The 19,773-nt window shown below is 47.3% G+C and carries 21 protein-coding genes, 1 pseudogene and 1 riboswitch; of the genes and pseudogenes, 13 read left to right on the top strand and 9 right to left on the bottom strand.

The window, feature by feature from the left end:
- The first annotated feature begins 125 nt into the window (after positions 1-125).
- The 3 genes from MJB10_RS21475 to MJB10_RS21465 all read left to right on the top strand — a co-directional run bounded on the left by MJB10_RS21475 (position 126) and on the right by MJB10_RS21465 (position 4,497).
- On the top strand, positions 126-3,527 hold the full coding sequence (locus tag MJB10_RS21475; RefSeq protein ID WP_314798209.1) for a cadherin-like beta sandwich domain-containing protein: 3,402 nt from the start codon (positions 126-128) through the stop codon (positions 3,525-3,527).
- Positions 3,528-3,595: 68 nt separating this feature from the next.
- Positions 3,596-4,303 (top strand): DNA alkylation repair protein, encoded by a 708-nt coding sequence (locus MJB10_RS21470; protein ID WP_314798207.1) that lies wholly within the window; start codon positions 3,596-3,598, stop codon positions 4,301-4,303.
- An 8-nt stretch (positions 4,304-4,311) separates the two neighbouring features.
- A complete protein-coding gene (locus tag MJB10_RS21465) occupies positions 4,312-4,497 on the top strand; it encodes a hypothetical protein (RefSeq protein WP_314798203.1) in 186 nt (61 codons plus the stop codon).
- Here MJB10_RS21465 and queF read toward each other — a convergent pair.
- Both queF and MJB10_RS21455 read right to left on the bottom strand, forming a co-directional pair.
- A complete protein-coding gene (gene queF / locus MJB10_RS21460; protein ID WP_314798200.1) occupies positions 4,494-4,994 on the bottom strand; it encodes a preQ(1) synthase in 501 nt (166 codons plus the stop codon). The genes MJB10_RS21465 and queF overlap by 4 nt on opposite strands.
- A 10-nt stretch (positions 4,995-5,004) precedes the next feature.
- Positions 5,005-5,048, bottom strand: a riboswitch (PreQ1 riboswitch).
- A gap of 75 nt (positions 5,049-5,123) precedes the next feature.
- Entirely contained in the window at positions 5,124-5,681 is a 558-nt protein-coding gene (locus MJB10_RS21455; RefSeq protein ID WP_314798197.1) for a DJ-1/PfpI family protein, read from the bottom strand.
- Between the two features lie 164 nt (positions 5,682-5,845).
- Between MJB10_RS21455 and thyA the strand changes: the two genes are divergently transcribed.
- Both thyA and MJB10_RS21445 read left to right on the top strand, forming a co-directional pair.
- Positions 5,846-6,640 carry a thymidylate synthase gene (thyA, locus tag MJB10_RS21450; protein ID WP_314798194.1) on the top strand — a complete coding sequence of 265 codons (795 nt, stop codon included), beginning with the start codon at positions 5,846-5,848 and terminating at the stop codon, positions 6,638-6,640.
- A gap of 17 nt (positions 6,641-6,657) precedes the next feature.
- A complete protein-coding gene (locus MJB10_RS21445) occupies positions 6,658-7,140 on the top strand; it encodes a dihydrofolate reductase (protein WP_314798193.1) in 483 nt (160 codons plus the stop codon).
- A 59-nt stretch (positions 7,141-7,199) separates the two neighbouring features.
- Here MJB10_RS21445 and MJB10_RS21440 read toward each other — a convergent pair whose 3' ends face one another.
- The 3 genes from MJB10_RS21440 to MJB10_RS21430 all read right to left on the bottom strand — a co-directional run bounded on the left by MJB10_RS21440 (position 7,200) and on the right by MJB10_RS21430 (position 9,421).
- Positions 7,200-7,826, bottom strand: coding sequence for a YcnI family copper-binding membrane protein (locus MJB10_RS21440; RefSeq protein ID WP_314798191.1), 627 nt, complete (start codon positions 7,824-7,826; stop codon positions 7,200-7,202).
- Between the two features lie 129 nt (positions 7,827-7,955).
- Positions 7,956-8,609, bottom strand: coding sequence for a response regulator transcription factor (locus tag MJB10_RS21435; protein ID WP_314805810.1), 654 nt, complete (start codon positions 8,607-8,609; stop codon positions 7,956-7,958).
- A gap of 8 nt (positions 8,610-8,617) precedes the next feature.
- On the bottom strand, positions 8,618-9,421 hold the full coding sequence (locus MJB10_RS21430; protein ID WP_314798188.1) for a sensor histidine kinase: 804 nt from the start codon (positions 9,419-9,421) through the stop codon (positions 8,618-8,620).
- Between the two features lie 171 nt (positions 9,422-9,592).
- On the opposite strand from MJB10_RS21430, the gene MJB10_RS21425 reads away from it, so the two are divergent.
- The 4 genes and pseudogenes from MJB10_RS21425 (at position 9,593) to phnE (MJB10_RS21410) (ending at position 13,139) form a co-directional block, all read left to right on the top strand.
- Entirely contained in the window at positions 9,593-10,624 is a 1,032-nt protein-coding gene (locus tag MJB10_RS21425) for a HoxN/HupN/NixA family nickel/cobalt transporter (protein WP_314798187.1), read from the top strand.
- 170 nt (positions 10,625-10,794) lie between these two features.
- Positions 10,795-11,568: a phosphonate ABC transporter ATP-binding protein gene (phnC, locus tag MJB10_RS21420; RefSeq protein ID WP_314798186.1), complete on the top strand. Its 774-nt coding sequence runs from the start codon at positions 10,795-10,797 to the stop codon at positions 11,566-11,568.
- Positions 11,565-12,323, top strand: a pseudogene (gene phnE / locus MJB10_RS21415) (phosphonate ABC transporter, permease protein PhnE); the annotation flags it as partial. The gene phnC and the pseudogene phnE (MJB10_RS21415), both read left to right, overlap by 4 nt.
- A gap of 36 nt (positions 12,324-12,359) precedes the next feature.
- A complete protein-coding gene (gene phnE / locus MJB10_RS21410) occupies positions 12,360-13,139 on the top strand; it encodes a phosphonate ABC transporter, permease protein PhnE (RefSeq protein ID WP_314805808.1) in 780 nt (259 codons plus the stop codon).
- 62 nt (positions 13,140-13,201) lie between these two features.
- Here phnE (MJB10_RS21410) and MJB10_RS21405 read toward each other — a convergent pair whose 3' ends face one another.
- On the bottom strand, positions 13,202-13,429 hold the full coding sequence (locus tag MJB10_RS21405; protein WP_314798183.1) for a hypothetical protein: 228 nt from the start codon (positions 13,427-13,429) through the stop codon (positions 13,202-13,204).
- Between the two features lie 230 nt (positions 13,430-13,659).
- Complete coding sequence (locus tag MJB10_RS21400; RefSeq protein ID WP_314798181.1) at positions 13,660-14,610, bottom strand: phosphate/phosphite/phosphonate ABC transporter substrate-binding protein; 951 nt, start codon at positions 14,608-14,610, stop codon at positions 13,660-13,662.
- A gap of 139 nt (positions 14,611-14,749) precedes the next feature.
- Between MJB10_RS21400 and MJB10_RS21395 the strand changes: the two genes are divergently transcribed.
- Positions 14,750-16,342, top strand: a complete 1,593-nt coding sequence (locus MJB10_RS21395; RefSeq protein ID WP_314798179.1) for a bifunctional metallophosphatase/5'-nucleotidase — start codon at positions 14,750-14,752, stop codon at positions 16,340-16,342.
- Between the two features lie 76 nt (positions 16,343-16,418).
- Here MJB10_RS21395 and MJB10_RS21390 read toward each other — a convergent pair whose 3' ends face one another.
- Complete coding sequence (locus MJB10_RS21390; protein WP_314798176.1) at positions 16,419-16,661, bottom strand: HD family phosphohydrolase; 243 nt, start codon at positions 16,659-16,661, stop codon at positions 16,419-16,421.
- A complete protein-coding gene (locus tag MJB10_RS21385) occupies positions 16,658-16,978 on the bottom strand; it encodes a YbjQ family protein (protein ID WP_314798174.1) in 321 nt (106 codons plus the stop codon). Before MJB10_RS21385 ends, MJB10_RS21390 begins: the two co-directional genes overlap by 4 nt.
- Positions 16,979-17,080: 102 nt before the next feature.
- On the opposite strand from MJB10_RS21385, the gene MJB10_RS21380 reads away from it, so the two are divergent.
- The 3 genes from MJB10_RS21380 to MJB10_RS21370 are packed head-to-tail and all read left to right on the top strand — an operon-like array spanning position 17,081 to position 19,679.
- Positions 17,081-17,884, top strand: a complete 804-nt coding sequence (locus tag MJB10_RS21380; protein WP_314798172.1) for an alpha/beta hydrolase — start codon at positions 17,081-17,083, stop codon at positions 17,882-17,884.
- Entirely contained in the window at positions 17,881-18,663 is a 783-nt protein-coding gene (pxpB, locus tag MJB10_RS21375; protein ID WP_314798168.1) for a 5-oxoprolinase subunit PxpB, read from the top strand. Before MJB10_RS21380 ends, pxpB begins: the two co-directional genes overlap by 4 nt.
- On the top strand, positions 18,660-19,679 hold the full coding sequence (locus MJB10_RS21370; RefSeq protein WP_314798165.1) for a 5-oxoprolinase subunit C family protein: 1,020 nt from the start codon (positions 18,660-18,662) through the stop codon (positions 19,677-19,679). Before pxpB ends, MJB10_RS21370 begins: the two co-directional genes overlap by 4 nt.
- The last annotated feature ends 94 nt before the right edge of the window (positions 19,680-19,773 follow it).

The following is a 19,773-nucleotide window of genomic DNA, read 5'->3' as shown; positions in this document are numbered from 1 at the left end:
CTAATTTAGTCACTCCTTGACCTAAATAAATGACAATTAAATCGAGCAAAAAGCTTGTATGATTACTTTGTGTTTTGTATACGCTTACATTTTTGCAATATTATTATGATAAGGAGATATGCTACATGAAATTTCAAATCGTTCAAAGAAAGCTAGCGGTTATGCTGATGTTTTCAATAATATTCACCTTGCTTCTTCCTGCAGCGGGGATGGCGGCTGATGTTGAGGTTGTCGTGAGTGCCCTTCCTCCATCTGCAGATGCTGCGATTCAGTGGAAGAGCGGGGATACCGCGTCACCAACAATGGCGGATACGAACTATGATAAAAAAAATGGATCGACCGATGGCGTATTCAGTATCTCTTCAACGAGTACGCAAAAGAAACAAATGAATTTCAAATTTGATGTCGCAAGTGCTTCCGATCCCAGCTATAAATATGTGCTGCAGGTATCGGCAAAATTAGGGACCAATCAAACCACGGCAGATTTACAAGCGTTCGGTGTAAGCGATAATGCCTGGCAGGAAAGCACGCTGACATGGAACAACGCCAGCCCCCTTCAGAAAGATCTTCTGCAGATGGAGCAAGTAGGCCAATTTACGATAACGACATTAAATGGGGCTAAACCGATTTACCATGATATCGATGTTTCCGATTATGTGAGACGACATTTGGTGGATGGGGTTGTGACCTTTGTGGTTGCAGATTCACTGTCTTCAGGGAAATCCGTCAACATTTATGGAAAGGAAAATACATCTGTTTCTAATCCGGAAACACAGCTTCTTGTGAAGCGCATCGTACAAAGCGATTCGACACCGCCACAATGGCCTGCGGATGCTGCCTTAAAATCAATCAATCTTGGCACAGACTTTGTCCAACTTGCTTGGCCAGCGGCAACGGATGATAGCTCTGTTTCAGCTTATAAAGTCTATCAAAATGACGTTTATACAGCGAGTGTGACAGGTACTACTACGTTTACAGCTCAAGGCTTAACGCCGAATACGAAAGTTTCTTATGCTGTCTATGCAGTAGATGTCGCTGGAAACCAGGCTACACAGCCATTGACATATAGCACAACAACATTATCAGCACCTGTTACGCCGATTCCAGTCGTAGAAGTAAATGCCAGCAGCAGTGACGGAAACGTAGAGAGCAACACGTTAGATAACAACTTATTCAGTCGCTGGTCCGCTTCGGGTGACGGTCAATTCATCATGTTTGATTTAGGACAAACACAGCGAATTGGCTATGTCGGTATCGCCTTCTATAAAGGTGATCTACGTTCTACGCGGCTAGATATTGAGACCTCCAATGATGCGATTACATGGACGAATGTTTGGAGCGGAAACAGTCGTGCGACAACATTCAATATGCAAGCATTTGATATTCCAGATACCGATGCCCGTTTCGTTCGTATTGTAGGGCATGGAAATTCGGATGGCAGTACGTTCACCAGTTTAACGGACGTTATGATCTATGCTCCTTATGTAACGGGTGATACGCCGGTTGCCATTGTTCCGAATATGACACCAGCCCCGCCTGCTGGAACCGTTCCTTTCACCAAGCCTGGATTAACTAATCCAGATGGTACTGATCATGCTCTTCACACGCCGAATCCCGTAACTGGAGCAACGATCGATGTAACCAGCTATGGTGTAGATCTTGCAGATAATGCGAACGATGACCGTGTTGCCATTCAAAATGCCATCAATGCAGCTTCACCAGGCGACGAAGTGTACCTTCCAAATGGTATGTATAATTTAATTACTTCACCAGATGGCTTTGTCAATTTGAAGCTGAAGTCCGGCGTGAATTTACGTGGAGAAAGTGAAGCAGGCACCATTTTGAAGTCCAGTATTGATGATATTAAAAATAGCTCAGTTGTGAAAGCATCAAGTCAGCACGATATTGTAGTTTCTAACTTGACCATTACATCGACTTGGAACCGCTCCTTTTCACTCGAGCATGCAACGAATAATCCAGCTGCTGGAGGTCCTGATAGCAGTATCGCTATAGCTAACTACGGTGAGCTTCCTTCGTATAACGTAACGATTGATCATGTAACGGTAGAACGTTTCAGACGTATGGCCATTCGCATTGAAAATAGCCATGATGTTGTTGTACGCCGTAGTACATTCCGCAATGCAACAGATTTAGGCGGAGGCGGAGCTGGATACGGGACTTCTATTCAAGGAATGCCGAAGGTAGATCGACTTGGTTTTGCTAATGATACGTATTGGAATGTTGTGGAAGATTCTACCTTTGAAGGACCCTATTTGCGTCATGGATCACTCATTCAAAATGTTGCTCATAACAACGTCCTTCGGAATAATCATTATATCAATATCAAATTAGACGCCGTCGATCTTCATGGTGAGTTGGAATACCTGAACGACGTGTATGGCAATACCATCGAGAATATTTTGACTGGCGGTGGCGTAGGACTTGGGAATACGGGTGGAACGGCACCAACGAATCATAGTAAATCGGGGCCAAACAACTACATCCATGATAATGTAATCAGTAATTCGCGCGAAGGTATTGTGGTCACCATGGGTACGCCAGATACGCTTATTGAGAACAATCTGATTGAAAATACAACATCTGTGGATAATGCCGTAGGTATTAATATTAAGAATGGTCCAGGTACTCGTATCGTCAATAACACAATTCGTAATAATACCGCGAGCAACTACTGGGGAATTGTGCTAGAACATGACAATGGGGACCTAAATGCGAATAATGTCGGAGCGGGAGACCCTCAAAACGTTCAAATTAGTGGAAACAAATTGATAGGAAATACAAATGGTATACAACTACAGGCAGGTACAAACATTACTCTTATTAAGAATATTTTAAATAACATGGGAACTAATTATGATAAGGCTGCAGGTGTAAGTGCAACGGAAGAGTGGCCGTCATCGGACAACACGTTAAGTGGATTGGCGATCAGTTCAGGTACATTAAGTCCAATTTTTGATTCAGCGATAACCGAGTACACAGCTTCTGTTCCGAAAACAACGAGTGTAATGATCATTACGCCAACAACAGCAAATAGCCAAGCTGCGGTGACTGTAAACGGGGTGCCTCTTGTCAGCGGATCGGATTCCAATGGGATTGGGCTGCAAGTCGGTGAAAATGTCATTGAAATTATCGTTACCGCAGAAGATATGTCGACAAGAACATACCGATTAACGGTAACACGTTTATTGTCTGACAACGCAAATTTAAGTGCTCTTCTCGTTAGTGAAGAGTCATCAAATCTAACCTTAAACCCTGAAATAACAGCTCATACAGTTCAAGTGTCCAACGGAGTTCCGAAAATCAAAGTTATGCTAACAACCATGGATAGTAATGCTACTATGACTGTTAACGGAGAATCTGTCGTAAGTGGTTCAGCTTCAAAGACGATTAAACTTCGTTTGGGCGAAAATGTCATTGAGATCGTAGTTACTGCCGAAGATTCGTCTACGAAGACGTATCAATTAACGGTAATACGCGGCGATAATAGGGGGACTAAAGACAAGTAACCCCTTATTTCACAGGAGTAGGGCCACATGTTACACTATTGGAAAATCGATGGCAGGCAGGTGGCCCTATGACCTTGGATGAAGTAATGGCGCGACTTGAAGAACTCGGCAGTGAGCAGACGAAGAAAACGTTAAGTAAGCACGGCGCACGTGAGCCCTTTTTTGGTGTCAAAGTAGGGGACATGAAGAAGCTGGTCAAAGTTGTGAAAAAAGACCGTGAACTCGCATTGGCTCTGTACGCAACAGGCAACACGGATGCCATGTACTTGGCGGGACTTTCCATTGATCCGAAATCCATGACGAAAGATGAGCTTCAAGCGTGGGCGGGGCAAGCCTATTGGTATATGTTAGCGGAATTTGCTGTTGCAGGCGTTGCAGCAGAAAGCCCGTATGCGCTGGAACTTGCAAGGGAATGGATGCAGTCACGGGATGAAATGCTGGCGGCCTGCGGGTGGAGCACATACGCGAATTATATGTCCATCACACCGGACGAGCAGTTGGATTTGGCGGAGATTGCGGATTTGCTTGAACAGATTCGCAGTACGATTCATCAAGAGCGAAACCGCGTGCGTTATGTGATGAATGGGTTCGTCATTACGGTCGGTGCTTATTGTTTCCCGCTGCACGATACAGCGGTGAAAGTAGCTGCGGAGATCGGCAAAGTGCATGTCGATGTGGGCCAAACCGCGTGTAAAGTGCCACTCGCAACAGACTATATTGAGAAAATCGAGAGCATGGGACGTATCGGCAAAAAGAAAGCAACGTGCATCTGTTAACTATAAAGATGCGTGGGCATGCTGCACAAAATGCAACATTTTTGCGTCAAACTGGCTGGTTTGCGCTTCTTTGTTGTATTTTTGCAGCATTATTCAGTGCATTGGCCTTATGTGAGCTAAAAAACGAAAGAATGCAAAAAGCTTGGCCATTCACCAGTAAGTCACTGGGGACGGCCAAGCTTTCTTCATCTTAACGGTTATCGATTTTCTCGGGGTATAGGTCATGATTCATCAGACGGTGTTCAGCCATGGCTTCAAATTTCGTACCAGGCTGGCCCCAGTTGCAATACGGATCGATGGAAATCCCGCCGCGCGGCGTGAATTTGCCCCAAACCTCAATATAGCGCGGGTTCATTAGCGCGATCAGGTCATTCATAATGATGTTCACGCAGTCCTCGTGGAAATCACCATGGTTACGGAAGCTGAACAGGTACAATTTCAGCGACTTGCTCTCCACCATTTTGATCTCAGGAATATACGAAATATAAAGTGTCGCGAAATCCGGCTGTCCCGTTACTGGACATAGGCTCGTGAACTCTGGGAAGTTGAATTTAACGAAATAATCGCGATTCGGATGCTTATTATCAAATGCTTCCAGCACAGTCGGGTTATAGCTAAACACATACTGCGTCCCTTGATTGCCCAATAATGAAATGTCTTTCAAATCCTCATTGCTTCTTCCTGCTGACATGGTAAATCCTCATTTCATAGTTTTTTAGAGAGGGAGTTTTCGAACCTCTTCATTCATTTAAAAAATGTATCATACTCAGCCCCAAAAAGCATCTTTCTGAGGGGTGGGAATTATTGCAGGACGCGTCAACTACCCCAACAATTTCAAAAACTCGCGCATAAACCCTGGCAAATCAGGCCAAGCATGGCCGCTGACAAGCTTGCCATCAACATGAAGCGTGTCTTTTGCATAGGTAGCACCCAACGCTTCTACATCTAAGCGGCACGCGTTGTACGCGGTCAATGTACGGCCTTCGAAGAGGGAAGCATCTTTCAACGCGGCAAAAACTTGCACTCCATGACAAATCGATCCGATCGGTTTATCAGCTTCAAGGAAATGGCGAAGCAAGCGCGGTACATCCTCATTCGAACGGATATATTCAGGCGCACGACCGCCAGGAACGATCAGTCCGTCATACTGGCTAGGATCAACATCAGCGAAAGCGATATGCGAAGGAAGTGTATGTCCAGGCTTCTCCGTGTACGTTTCCCAGTCTTCAACAAAATCGTGAACAACGGTGCGAAGCACTTTCTTCGTCGGTGAAGCGATGACGGCTTCATAGCCAGCTTCTAGCACACGAAAGTAAGGATAGTACACTTCCAGAACCTCAGCCCCATCACCTGTAAGAATTAAGATTTTTTTGGACAAATGAATCACTCCTTGGAAATAGATGGTAATCCCATCTTCCATTATGGTGAAGCCTGGTCAACTTGTAAACGGGGTGAAATTGTAAAGAATTGTCGAAGTAAAACGTGCTATAATGAATCAATAAAATTCATAAAGTGGAACTGTACGAGGAGAATGGTGAACCTATGAAATCCTATTTAGACTTGCTTAAAGATATCTTGGATCATGGCGTGGAGAAAGGGGATCGCACGGGAACGGGGACGATTTCTGTTTTTGGCAGACAGATGCGCATGAACCTGCAGGATGGCTTTCCTTTGTTAACAACGAAAAAGTTACATATCAAATCAATTGTGCACGAACTGCTTTGGTTCTTGAGCGGAAGCACGAATGTCCAATATTTGCGTGACAATGGCGTTACGATTTGGGACGAGTGGGCAGATGAAAATGGGAACTTGGGCCGTGTCTATGGTGCGCAATGGCGAACTTGGCAGGCGCCGAACGGTCAAATTATTGACCAGATCGAGAAGTTGATTCATCAAATCAAGACCAATCCCGATTCACGCAGACACCTCGTCAGTGCTTGGAATCCGGCTGAAGTGGACAACATGGCGCTTCCGCCGTGCCATTATGCCTTTCAATTTTATGTAGCCAATGGTCGCTTATCCTGCATGTTCCAAATGCGTTCCGTGGACACCTTCCTGGGTCTACCCTTTAATCTGGCTTCGTACGCGCTATTGACGCACATGATCGCACAACAGTGTGATCTTGAAGTTGGGGATCTGATCTGGACGGGCGGCGACGTTCATATTTATCTGAATCATATCGAGCAAGTGAACAAACAATTAACGAGAGAACCGCAAGCTCTACCCACCCTTCATATCAAAAGAAAACCAGAATCTATTTTCGATTATCACTTCGAGGATTTCGAATTTTTGAACTATCAACCGCTGCCAGGCATTAAAGCGCCGATCGCGATTTAGGAAGGGATGATACGCGCATGAGTATCTCATTTATTTTTGCCATGGATCGCAATCGTGCGATCGGTGTGAATAATCAATTGCCGTGGCATTTGCCAGGCGATTTAAAGTTTTTTAAAGCGGTGACGATGGGGCATCCGATTCTGATGGGACGTAAAACGTACGAGTCCATTGGCAAACCGCTGCCAGGCCGACGTAACATTATCTTAACGCAGAATACAGCGTTCCAAGCGGAAGGTTGCGAGGTGATCCACTCCGTGCAGGAGGCGCTGGATGCTTTCCGTGATCAGGAGCTCTTCGTGATTGGCGGTGCCGAGGTGTTTAAGCTGTTTGCAGACAGTGTGGACCGCATGTACATTACGTTCATTGAGCATGAATTCGAGGCTGACACGTTTATGTCTGACCTGGACTTATCCGCATGGACACTCGTGTCGAGTGAGCAAGGCGAACGCAACGAGAAGAACCCGTACGAGTACTATTTCCGTATCTACGAAAGACAATAGAAGCGATATGAAAAAGCCCTGAGCCTGCAGTTTTCTGCATCTCAGGGCTTTCAATTATTCTACGCGCGTCTACGCACCAACGATACAACTAACGCCAATGCGCCAAACACGACTCCCGCAATGGAAAGGTAGAGGGATGTTTTCGATGATGAATCCTTGCCCGCCTCAGCGTGTGCCCCAGCGGTTACGTTGCCGTGGCTGTCCGTAGTTGCGCCTGCAGCAGCTTTCACCGTCGTAACGGAGGCTGGCTTATCCGATCCGTTCGCGCCAACCCATTCTACAACTGAACCATCTTTGTACGTTTGGTACGCTTTCCACACGATTTGCGTAGCGGCAGCAGCCACTTTACCTTGCATGCTGAAATCGCCAAACTCGGTGCTGCCCAGACCGTCACCAGTCGCCGTCCAAGTCACGCCAGTGATTTTCCCAGCAGAGTCTTTCGCGATCTCATATTTCCACCCTGCTTTTGGTTCGAAACGAGAAATGGCTACCGAATCAATCGGAAACTTCACTTCAACTTTCGTCGTAGCAATATCTTTCTCAGACGGTACACGAACAGTGAATACTTCATAGGTGCCTTGTGTCGTTTCTTTCGGATAAACAACAACGTGAGCGCTTGCGATCCCGACTAAGAGCATGGATGCGATCAACATGGAGCTTGCAGTCATCATAAACTTTTTAAACATGGAAATAATTTCCCCTCTCAAGTTCGACTCTTATCATGTTGTCCATATTACCCCATGTACAAGCGGTTGAGTATGACTCGAGTGGGCTATTTTTTCGACGAGTTTTGTCCAATTAGCAAAATATGCGTCTCACTTCCGCGTCAATCCATGCTTGATCGCAAAAGCGGTGAGCTGGACACGGTTCTCAAGTGACAGTTTCACGAGTATGTTTTTCATATGATTTTTAACGGTATGCTCTGAAATAAGCAGCTTCTCGGCAATCATCCGATTATTGTCGCCTAAGGCCACATAAGCCGTGATTTCTTGCTCACGGGTCGTAAGCATGTGAGGGCTGGGCCCTTCAGGCTGAGCACTCGCGGGGGACCGGAACCTGCTGAACAGCTTGTCCGCCATGCCGCGCGCGATTTCGGAGTTATCATCGAGCAAGGCGCGCAAATAACTGAGCCATTCGTCGGGATCCATGTTTTTGAGCAGATAGCCCTGAGCCCCGAATTGCAAGGCAGTGAAGAGGTCTGCCACATCATCCGAGACCGTCAGCATAACGATGCGGATGTAGCTATAGGCTTGCTTCATGAGCCGCGTCGTTTGGAGCCCGTCCATCGGGGACATGTGGATGTCCATTAAAACAACATCGGGTGCAACTTCGCCGCACAGTTGAATGGCATCCTCGCCGTTACTGGCCTCGCCAACAATGAGGAAGTCAGGGGCCGCTCCCAGCATACTGCGAATCGCTTTGCGGGCGAGAGGGTGATCATCGACGATTAATATACGGTAAGGCATGATTTGGGCCATCAGAGGTGCTCCTCTCTTTTCGCTGTAACCATCAAATTAGTTCCATCACCAAGATCACTACGTAAGCTCAGTTCTGCTCCGAGATCTCCCGCACGCTTCTGCATGAGCTTAATCCCATAGGTCGTGTCGTTAGCGTTGCCAAGTTGAAACCCGCAGCCATTATCCGTGATGTGAAGCTGCCAGCCTGTCCCATCCGCCTTCAGCAGCAGCGCAGCTGCCGTGGCCATCGAATGCTTGCGAATGTTCGTAAACGCCTCCTGGATAATGCCGAAGAGCTGGACTTCTTCCGAGGGGGTAAAGCTATCTTCCTTTAATTGTATCGTTGTTTCAAGTTCAATGCCTGTCACTAAGCGCCAGTTTTCTAAGTAGGTAACAATGCGTTGCCCCAAAGAAGTCCCTTCCTCAGGCGGCGTCCGTAAATTAAAAATCGCCTGCCGCAGCGAGTTATCGATCTCGGAGACAGCTGCTTTAGCTTCTTCCAGGTTGCCTTGCCGCAAAGTTACGTTCAGGAAGAAAAGCGTTTGCGCTAAATCGTCATGCAAATCTTGCGCCAAGCGTTCACGTTCTTCAAATACCGCGCGGCGAGCCTCGCTAAGGAGAATCATTTCATTGCTGCGCTCAATCCGATTAAACATCCAGGTAGCAAAAAGATAGGAAAGCAATAATGTAATGATGGTAATGGTAAAATTGCCAGCTTCCATCGTTAAATAACGAAGTAAATATGCATGACGGATGTACTCGAATCCTCCGATAATGAGGACCGGCAGCCCCACCGTAAAAAGCTTGTACGTTCGTAAAGTCATCCAGCGGATCTCCTCCTTTTTCAAACGATCAGCATTTGGAACGGTATCTATTATAGCAGATCTCTTTTAGAATTCTTTACAAAAATTCCGCGTTCATCTTCTCATTCATGCACACGTGTGCTACATTATTAATTATTCGTAACACGATTCGGGAGGGGATGATAGACAACCATGTGGAAATCTTTGCTGAAAGATCGGAAAAACTGGGGCGGGTATGTGTTCGTGATTATCCTTTTACACGTAGTAGGACTAATTGGACTTTACACCGTAGCCAAATCTTCACCAGCTTTCTGGGGCATTGGACTTCTAGCTTACACGCTCGGCATGCGACATGCGTTTGACGTGGATCATATTGCCGCGATTGATAATACGGTACGGAAACTGGTTCAGCAGAAAAGAAACCCGCTTGGCGTTGGCTTCTACTTCTCATTAGGTCACTCGTCGGTCGTATTTATTATGGCGATCGTGACGGCATTCTCGGTACAATGGGCAGAGCGCGAACTTCCTTGGATGCAGCGGTTTGGTGGGGTAATTGGCGCATCCGTGTCAGGATTATTCCTGGTCATCATCGGAATCATTAATCTTTTAATCCTTATCTCCCTGTATAAAATGTTTCTGAAGTTCCGCGGCGGCAAGCAAAACGAAAGTGAATTTGAAGAGCTGTTGGAGTCCCGCGGCTTCATCACCCGATTAATTAAACCGTTGTTCGGGTTCATCGGGAAAAGCTGGCATGTGTATCCGTTAGGCTTTCTCTTCGGATTAGGCTTTGACACCGCAAGTGAAATCGCGCTGCTCGCCATTTCCGCGCATGCGGCGAAGGATGCGATTCCGTTCGTCGGCGTCATCTCCTTGCCGCTGTTATTCGCAGCGGGGATGAGCCTTTTCGACACGGCAGACGGCATGTTTATGACCAAAGCTTACAAATGGGCGTTCCACACGCCGGTACGCAAGCTGTATTACAATTTGACAGTTACGGCTCTGGCGGTCATTGCAGCTCTCATCATCGGAGTGATCGAGCTCGGACAGGTGCTATCGGAAGAGTTCAGCATGGAGGGGACGTTCTGGACGTGGCTGCAGGAGATTGATTTTGGCACGTTGGGCTTCCTTCTTGTCGCGTTGTTCGTCATCGCATGGATCGTGTCCATTGCGGTCTGGAAGGGCATGAGGATTGAAGAGCGCTGGGGTGCGAAATATCATCCGTAATCAAAGGGGTCTCCATACGGGTGATGGAGGCCTTTTTCATTGTTGTGTACAAGGGCATAGTAATTTTTTCTAAAGGTTATGCTAGAAAAAAGGATTTTGTCGGCATCCGTGGAATGTAGTCAGTTGAATGTCGAATTCATTGAAAACTGTATAAAGAAAGTAGGACTTATATGATCGAGTTTAAACATCTATCCAAAGTATATCCGAATGGAACAATTGGTTTAAAAGATATTAATTTAACCATACATCCTGGGGAATTCGTCGTGATCGTAGGTCTATCAGGGGCCGGGAAGTCCACCTTGCTGCGTTCTATTAATCAGCTGCATGAGACGACGAGCGGCGACATTATCATCGATGGCAAATCCATCACGAAAGCGAAGGGCGCTGAGCTAAGACGCATGCGCAGAGATATCGGGATGATCTTCCAAACGTTTAATCTGGTCAAAAGATCAACCGTCCTCCGCAACGTCCTGTCTGGCCGTGTCGGTTATCATTCCACACTGCGCACGATGTTCGGATTGTTTCCCAAAGCGGACGTTGACCTTGCGCTGAAAGCGTTGGAACGTGTCAATATCCGTGAAAAAGCGTATTCGCGCGCCGATGAATTGTCCGGTGGTCAACAACAGCGGGTATCGATTGCCCGCGCACTGGCACAGGAAGCGAAAATTATTTTGGCGGACGAGCCTGTAGCTTCACTAGATCCACTAACAACGCGTCAGGTCATGGATGACCTGAAACGAATTAATCGCGAGTTGGGCATCACGACCGTCGTTAATCTTCACTTCCTTGATCTTGCCCGCGAGTATGCAACACGGATTATCGGACTGCGCGCAGGACAAGTCGTCTATGATGGACCTGTAGCGGCAGCGACAGACGATGTATTCTCTGAAATTTATGGCCGCGCCATTAAGCGGGATGAGCTTCTGGGGGTGCAGGAGGAATGAGTTCAATTGCAGTCAAAAAACCTCCTCGCACGAAGTTTTATGTGACACTTATTATCATGGTGCTGTTCCTGATCGGAAGTATCTATCAGACCGATGCGACACTGACCAGGCTGGTCACAGGAACACCAGAAATTCTTAAGTTCGTAGGTGAAATGTTCCCCCCAGACTGGGCCTTCTTTGCGGATATCTGGAAGCCGATGGCGCAGACGATCCAGATGTCGATTATCGGTACGCTTATTGGAGGCTTGTTCGCCTTTCCGATGGCGTTACTAGCAGCACGAAATGTGACGACATCGCCTTGGCTGTCGTATCCAGCACGATTTATTCTGAATTTCACACGAACAATTCCAGATTTGCTCTATGCCGCGCTGTTTGCTGTCGTTGTTGGCTTCGGTCCTACAGCGGGTACGTTGGCGTTAATTTTCTTCACGTTCGGGATTATCTCTAAGCTCTCCTATGAATCGACGGAAGCGATTGATCCAGGGCCGCTGGAAGCGATGACAGCTGTGGGCGCGAATAAGCTGAAGTTGATTCGTTTCGGTGTGCTGCCACAAGTAGCGCCAACGTATCTCGCGCATTTTCTGTACACATTTGAAGTGAGTATCCGTGCTTCTGCCATTCTCGGTTTGGTTGGCGCAGGCGGAATCGGTCTTCTGCTCAAAAATACGTTAGATTTGTTCCGTTATGATCAATCTTGTGCCATCGTGATTTATACGTTGCTCGTTGTTGTTATTATTGACTTGGTGAGCACGCGGTTCCGCATGTTCTTGCTGAAAGGCAGCGCCAAACCGATGTCGCCATCACGTGCCAAAGTGTACAAAATCATTGGCTGGGCTGCTGTGATCGGCCTCATCATCTGGGCTTTGACAGGACTTGAATTAACAGGCTTCCAACCGACAACGAAAGTATTAACCATTGCGATGCTGAAAGGTTTGGTTCATCCAGATTGGGCATATGTCTATATCCCTGAAGGAGAGGATTTGCTTCGCGGGTTGCTGGAAACTTTATCGATTTCCTACCTGGGGAATTTCGTTTCTGCGATTGTTTGTTTGCCTTTTGCCTTCTGGGCGGCGGCGAACATGAGTCCATTCCGTGCGGTATCGGCGACAGGCAAACTATTTTTAAGCATTGTAAGAACGGTTCCTGAAATCATTATGGCGCTGATCTTCATCAAAGCCGTTGGACCGAACGCCTACGCGGGTGTTATGGCGCTGGGGCTTCACTCTGTAGGGATGTTAGGCAAGCTCTATGCCGAAGCGATCGAGAACATGGATATGGGGCCTACAGAGGCAATGACGGCCGTAGGCGCGAACTTCTGGCAGCGTATGTCGTTCGCGGTAATTCCACAAGTAATTCCGGATTTCATCTCGTTTACCTTGTACCGCTTCGAGATCAATGTTCGCTCCGCTACGTTGCTCGGTATCATCGGTGCCGGCGGTATTGGAACACCGTTGATTTTCGCACTGAATGCAAGACAGTGGCCGCGGGTGGGTATTATTTTGATCGGGATTATCGTGATGGTATCCATCATTGATTTCATCTCGGGCGCCCTTCGAAAACGGATCGTGTAGCGCAAAGAAGGCTGTTTCTTAAGGGTTTTAGCCCCTGAGAAACAGCCTTCTTCTGCTGATTCTTATTGTGAAGCTCCAACTCGTTGGGTGACCAAGTGGAGAACGCGACTCTCACGCAATGGCGAATGAGAGCTGGTATCGTCAGGATTCATGATCTCAATTTGTTCAATGAGTCCGATGGGAATCATGATATTGTTAATTTTTAACAATTGGAATTCGGGGTAGTACTGTGCAATAACCCCTCGTACTTCATCTTTACCACATCGGATGATTACTTCGGTCTTACGCATAATTAGCATTTCAAACATTCCGTTTTTCACCCCATCATGAGTTATGACACGATCGGCCTAAGTTCAAATGTAAACAATTGTGCGACAAAAGTAAACAAGAAGCTTGTACGGGCGTGCCATTTTCATCTTATGCAAGGAAAGTCTGGAATAGAATGTCAAAGGAGAGGGAAAAAACCACATCTTCATGTTCTGTGAGGTTCATGATGACGTGGTTTAGTTTGTGTTAACGATTATTTCAAGCCCATTGCTTTGTTAGCTTCACGAACGATATCGAATTTCTTATCGTCAGTAGCTACATAACCTTGGTGTGTGTAAACATCGATAATAACTTTTTTGCCTTCTGGATCGTTGCCAATCGCGATGAAAGCATCTTGAATTTTTTTCTTCCAAGCTGCATCCATATCGGAACGAACAGCGATTGTATCATTTGGAATTTTATCGGAGTAGGATAGAACTTTCGTTTGTTTGAAGATATCTGGGTAGTCTTTCAACATGTTCGTACGGATATCTTGGAACACCCCTACAGCGTCAACTTGACCGTTAAGAAGCGCGATTACAGCTTTATCATGCCCTTGGAATTGAACGCCTGTTACATCTTTCACAGGGTCTACGCCTGCATTTTTCAATACAAGACCTGGGTACACATAACCAGCAGCGGAAGTAACACCTTGCCAGCCCATTTTCTTGCCTTTCAAATCAGCAATGGATTTGATTGGGGAATCTGCTTTAACAAGAATTTCGGATTTGTAGAAGTCAACAAGCTCCGTTGTTGGTTTACCTGTTGCATCGTCAACGCCAAAACGTTGTGCTTGTACAAGTAGATCAGCTGCTTTACGTGTATCATGAGCAACCACATAGTTACTCGGAGGCAAGAAACCAACGTCAACTTGTTTGGATGACATCGCTTCGATAACAACGTTGTAATCCGTGGAAACGGAAACTTTTACTGGAATGCCTAATTTGTCGCCAAGCAGTTTCTCAAGCGGTTTCGCTTTTGCTTCAAGCGTTTCAGCATTTTGGGATGGAACGAATTGAACGCGAAGTTCTTTTGGCACGAATCCTGCAGCTGCTGCTGTTGCCGCTGCTGAAGCGGAAGGCTTTGTTTCTTCTTTTTTCGCGCAGCCTGCAAGAGCACCTGCAGCTACAACCATGGATAAGCTGAGTAGAGTTAATTTTTTCATCTTTTTGACCTCCGTTTAATTTTTATCTATGATGTACTATAACACTATCACAAGCAAGATGGAAGATAGTGTGAAGTATTTGTTAATATGACAAAGTAACATGTAAAATATGACAAACATATAGAATGGAGTGAAACGAGTGACCTCCTTACGTCAGCAAACGGCTCATATTATCCTCTTGGAAACGAGCGATCTCCATGGGAATATGCTTCCCATTCATTACGCAAATAATAAGCCGAATGAGGTTGGACTGACAAAAATCGCGTCACTTATCGCACAAGAACGGGCCAAAGGCGATCATGTGATTGTCATCGATAATGGTGATCTCATACAAGGGACACCGCTCGCTTATCACCATGCCCGACTCGATAATGAACCGATAAATCCCATGGTTATGGGGCTAAATTACTTGAACTATGATGCAGCAGTTCTTGGTAATCATGAATTTAATTATGGACTGGCTGTCTTGCAGAAAGCGATTCGTGAATCCAATTTTCCATGGTTGAGTGCCAATATCGTGAATCAGGAGACAGGAGCTCCGTTCTTCGGACCGCCGTATGTAATTAAGGAGTCGCCAGAAGGAGTTCGCGTGGGCATTCTTGGTTTGACGACGCCTTACATCCCGAATTGGGAGGATCCGAAACATATTGCAGGCATTCGTTTTGAAGATCCGATCTCGACAGCTCGTACTTGGATTCAGCACATGAAAAGCGTAGAAGGTGCAGACGTCATCGTCGTCTCCTATCATGGCGGATTCGAACGAGATATCGAAACAGGCGAACCCTCGGAGCCGCTGACGGGCGAGAATCAAGGCTACCAGCTGTGTATGGAAGTGGATGGTATCGACGTTCTGCTTACAGGTCATCAGCATAGAAGCATTGCAGGAGCTCAAATTAATGGTGTTACCATTGTGCAGCCAAGTACTGCTGGTGTCTCGCTCGGAAAAGTGCAGCTTGAACTCGAGAAGGTGGAGGGAAAGTGGCAAATTCGCTCCAAACAATCGATGCTGCTCTCTGTTGCGAATGTGGAAGCGGATAGCGACTTGATTGGGAAGAACGAATCGTATGAGGCTAAGACACAAGTGTGGCTGGATCAACCGATCGGCCATTTAACAGGCGATATGCTGGTGCAAGATCCGATGAAAATTCGTCTGGCGGACAATGCGCTTATTGAATTTATTAATCATGTTCAGATGGAGCTGTCGGGTGCCCCTATCTCGAATACCGCATTGTTCGATAACGTGTCTCCAGGATTTCCGAGACGCATCACGATGCGGGATATCGTCTCGAACTATATTTATCCCAATACCTTGAAGGTGATCCGCATTTCTGGACAGGACATTAAGGATGCCTTGGAGCAATCCGCGGAATACTTTGAGCTGACTGATGAAGGCGAAGTTCGTGTAAGCAAATCGTTTATGGAACCGAAGCCAGCGCACTATAACTATGACATGTGGGAAGGTATTACCTATACATTGAATATTTCCCGCCCTATCGGGAGCCGCGTTGTCCAGCTTGATTTTGAAGGTAAGCCGATGGATCTCGGTCGTTCCTTTGATGTGGTGATGAACAATTATCGCGCGGCTGGCGGCGGCAATTATGCAATGTTCCAGGATAAGCCTGTGATCAAGGATATTCCGACGGACGTTGCGGAGCTGCTGGCAGGCTATATCATGGAGCGGGGGACCATTGAAGCAACTGTGAATGGGAACTGGAAAGTAATTTGGGAGTAGGATGTTGGTTGTGAAAAAAAGCCTTACAAGAGCTAGAGATCACCGTGATCTCAACTCTTGATAAGGCTTTTTTCGGTTATTCGCGAATATAGGCGCGGTCTCCCGTGCGGGGATTGTAATAGACACGGTAGGTGAGGCCGTCCTTGGGATCTATAAATACCTCAGGCGTGGATAAATAACCGTTCGGCGGTGTGGTGGGAGTTGCTGCTCCGTTGCTTTTGTAACGTTTGTCATACACGAGATAGCCAAGTAGTAAAACAATAATTAGTCCAATGGCCCATAAGCCGTATACGATTAAAATGGGGTAGACTCCGTTCATCGCTTGTGCGTTCGAACGGCGGTGCCGTAAGCGACGATTTCGGTCATATTTTGACCGATATCTCCACTATCAAAGCGCATCATGACGATCGCATCCGCGCCCATAGCAGCTGCATTTTTCACTAATCGATCCATCGCTTGTCTCCGTCCATCCTCGACCATTTGCGTATATTGCGTAACCTCGCCGCCGATTAACCCCTTCAGTGAAGCCATAATATCACCGCCGATCCCTCTTGCACGCACCACAACGCCAAACGTACTGCCTAAAACTTCGGTCACTTCATAACCTGGGATGTTTTCTGTTGTCACGACGATCATGTCGTATCACTCCTTATGTTGAGTAAATTCCATACTTTTCTATGGGCTAAGTATTGGCTATTATTAAACTTAGTACGTTTATTATCGGAGGGGGTTTCAAGATTGGAAGCAGGGACAACGATTGAATTATGGCCAGACGCATCAAAAAATAGTCAAGGTGAAAATAACCAAGGCTGTCCAAGTTTAACCTTATATCCAGCTGTTGGAGATGGCTTGCGCGCAGCCGTTATTATATGCCCAGGCGGTGGGTACTGGGGTCGTGCTCCGCACGAAGGGGAACCGATTGCCAAATGGTTGAATGGGCTTGGCATTTCAGCCTATGTATTGAATTATCGGGTGGCGCCTTATAAACATCCTATCCCGTTGCAGGACGCGCAGCGGGCTATTCGGACGGTCAGATTCCATGCTGAAGCATGGGGGATTGATGCGAATCGGATCGGGATTCTTGGTTTCTCGGCGGGCGGACACTTGGCAGCGACAGCGGGGACTCACTATGATGCTGGTGATGCAAATGCCCAAGATTTGATTGATCAAATGAGTTCTAGACCAAATCTAATGGTGCTGTGCTATCCTGTTATTTCGTTCGGAATCTATACCCATCAAGGCTCACGAATCAATCTGATCGGTGAAACGCCGGATGACGATTTGGTTCAACATCTGAGCAATGAGCTTCATGTTACTGGGGATACGCCGCCAACCTTTCTATGGCATACAGCTGATGATGAGGCGGTTGTGGTGGAGAATAGTCTGCTGTTTGCCAGTGCGCTTAGCCGTCATAAAGTACCATTTGACCTGCATGTTTTTGAATCTGGTGTTCACGGAATCGGCATCGCGGATGATCATGCGGAAGCTTACTTATGGCCTGAGGCTTGCGCGAATTGGTTGAAAAAGCAGCGTTTTGCATGACATGTCTCCCGTATGAATGCTACCCGCTCGGTGATGCTGCAATCGTCATCAAAATCGGGTCCAGTATAGGCTTGGATACGCTTCATCGCATACGACAAGTGGCGAACCATATAGAAAGTCATTGGCAAGACGGGTTCATTGAACTTGTTCCTGCCTATACAACGATCACCTTGTATTATGATCCGTTTCGGATCTTTGCTCTGAGTCGTCTACAGGGCTCGGAGCGAGTAGGATTGGCGCTGGGGGATTCATCGGAGGATTCGCTGCCTTACACATACGTGATGCGCTGTATCGAGCAGCTATTGGACAGATTTGAAGTGGACGAGCATGTGCAGGGGGAATTAGGAGCTATCGTTGAGATCCCTGTTTGTTATGAGGGGGATTATGGGTGGGATCTTGCCGAAGTAGCTGCGTACCATGGCGTGAGTCAAGCGCAAATTGTGAGCTGGCATACCTCACGTGTGTATCCTGTCTACATGATTGGTTTTGCGCCAGGCTTCCCTTATTTGGGCGGGATGGATGACAGACTTGCCACACCAAGACGGGCGGTGCCGCGCTCGCAAATTCCTGCTGGCTCAGTCGCGATTGGCGGCGCGCAAACGGGCATTTATCCTTTTGAAACACCAGGTGGATGGCACCTTATTGGACGCACGCCGCTGGACTTGTTTCGGCCAGAATCGAATCCTCCTTCTTTGCTTAGCGTAGGGGATCAGGTACAATTCGTGCCTATCTCCTCGGAGCAATTCATGGCCTACAAGGAAGGGGAGGGAGTAAAATGAGTTTTGAAGTTATCAAGCCTGGCATTCTCTCGACCCTGCAAGATAGAGGCAGATACGGTCATCGCAAACATGGCGTCATTGTCTCTGGTCCAGTGGACAGTTGGGCGCACAGGGCGGCGAATGTGTTGGTTGGGAATGGTCGAGACGCTGCGACCTTAGAAATGACGCTGCAAGGCCCGCACTTAGTTGCACAACGCGATATGCAAATTGCGATCTGCGGCGCTGATATGGATGTGCAAATGGACGGTACACCAGTGCCGCTATGGCGTCCCGTCTTCATCCCATGCGGCAGCCAGCTTCGCTTTCATTACGCGCGCGAGGGCTGCAGAGCCTATCTAGCGGTCCGCGGCGGATTCCAAGGAGAGGCCGTGCTTGGCAGCCAAAGCACCTACTTGCGCGCAGGCATCGGAGGCTTGGCAGGACGCGCGTTGCGTGCGGGGGATTGGTTGGGTGTGAAGGAGGGATACGCTCCATTTCCCCCCGCTAACTTTCCACTCACACGACGCGAGGAGCGATTCCTATATGGCAGAGTACTTCCTCCCCTAGTAAGTACGATCATTCGTCCCGGCTATCGCGCTAATCCTGTGATACGGATGATTCGCGGCAGAGAAGCAAGCTTATTTTCGACTAAAAGTTGGTCACATGTCTTATCGCAGCCGTATCACGTTTCCACGCAATCCGATCGAATGGGCTATCGTTTGTTAGGCGAGCAACCGCTTGAGCTAGGTGACGGTGCCAGTTATGAAATGATCTCCGAAGCTGTGACAGCAGGAACGTTGCAGGTTCCGTCAAGCGGACAGCCGATTTTGTTGCTTGCTGATTGCCAAACGACAGGCGGTTACCCGCGAATAGGCCATGTCATTGCCACCGATCTCCCGCTAGTCGCACAAGTGAAGCCTGGGGGCACTCTGTATTTCCAAGAAGTTACACACAAGGAAGCGCAGGAGCAGCTGTTGCTGCAAGAGATGGATCTTGCGGTATTAGAGGCGGGTTTGAGATGTTGGATGCGGGGATAACAGTAAGTCTTGAGGGAAGCTAGATTGCGGGGATAAGGGATAAACGAGAATTCTAAGGCTATGTTACATGACACGAATATGAGCGGATGAGGTG

The sequence above is a fragment of the Paenibacillus sp. MBLB1832 genome, from assembly GCF_032271945.1.
In the GTDB taxonomy this organism is placed as follows: Bacteria; Bacillota; Bacilli; order Paenibacillales; family NBRC-103111; genus Paenibacillus_E; species Paenibacillus_E roseopurpureus.
The sequence above is the reverse complement of the archived record's forward strand: the minus strand, read 5'-3'. Positions and strand labels throughout refer to the sequence as shown.

Excerpts from the sequence above, each read along its gene's own strand:
- queF (WP_314798200.1), bottom strand. The coding sequence starts at position 4,994 with ATGTCAGCAGGAAGAAGCAATGAGGATTTGAAAGACATTTCATTATTG.
- MJB10_RS21440 (WP_314798191.1), bottom strand. The coding sequence starts at position 7,826 with ATGTTTAAAAAGTTTATGATGACTGCAAGCTCCATGTTGATCGCATCC.
- MJB10_RS21400 (WP_314798181.1), bottom strand. The coding sequence starts at position 14,610 with ATGAAAAAATTAACTCTACTCAGCTTATCCATGGTTGTAGCTGCAGGT.
- MJB10_RS21430 (WP_314798188.1), bottom strand. The coding sequence starts at position 9,421 with ATGACTTTACGAACGTACAAGCTTTTTACGGTGGGGCTGCCGGTCCTC.
- MJB10_RS21425 (WP_314798187.1), top strand. The coding sequence starts at position 9,593 with ATGTGGAAATCTTTGCTGAAAGATCGGAAAAACTGGGGCGGGTATGTG.
- MJB10_RS21470 (WP_314798207.1), top strand. The coding sequence starts at position 3,596 with ATGACCTTGGATGAAGTAATGGCGCGACTTGAAGAACTCGGCAGTGAG.
- MJB10_RS21465 (WP_314798203.1), top strand. The coding sequence starts at position 4,312 with ATGCGTGGGCATGCTGCACAAAATGCAACATTTTTGCGTCAAACTGGC.
- MJB10_RS21390 (WP_314798176.1), bottom strand. The coding sequence starts at position 16,661 with ATGAACGGAGTCTACCCCATTTTAATCGTATACGGCTTATGGGCCATT.
- pxpB (WP_314798168.1), top strand. The coding sequence starts at position 17,881 with ATGACATGTCTCCCGTATGAATGCTACCCGCTCGGTGATGCTGCAATC.
- MJB10_RS21385 (WP_314798174.1), bottom strand. The coding sequence starts at position 16,978 with ATGATCGTCGTGACAACAGAAAACATCCCAGGTTATGAAGTGACCGAA.
- MJB10_RS21445 (WP_314798193.1), top strand. The coding sequence starts at position 6,658 with ATGAGTATCTCATTTATTTTTGCCATGGATCGCAATCGTGCGATCGGT.
- MJB10_RS21405 (WP_314798183.1), bottom strand. The coding sequence starts at position 13,429 with ATGCGTAAGACCGAAGTAATCATCCGATGTGGTAAAGATGAAGTACGA.
- phnE (WP_314805808.1), top strand. The coding sequence starts at position 12,360 with ATGTCGCCATCACGTGCCAAAGTGTACAAAATCATTGGCTGGGCTGCT.
- phnC (WP_314798186.1), top strand. The coding sequence starts at position 10,795 with ATGATCGAGTTTAAACATCTATCCAAAGTATATCCGAATGGAACAATT.
- MJB10_RS21475 (WP_314798209.1), top strand. The coding sequence starts at position 126 with ATGAAATTTCAAATCGTTCAAAGAAAGCTAGCGGTTATGCTGATGTTT.
- MJB10_RS21370 (WP_314798165.1), top strand. The coding sequence starts at position 18,660 with ATGAGTTTTGAAGTTATCAAGCCTGGCATTCTCTCGACCCTGCAAGAT.
- thyA (WP_314798194.1), top strand. The coding sequence starts at position 5,846 with ATGAAATCCTATTTAGACTTGCTTAAAGATATCTTGGATCATGGCGTG.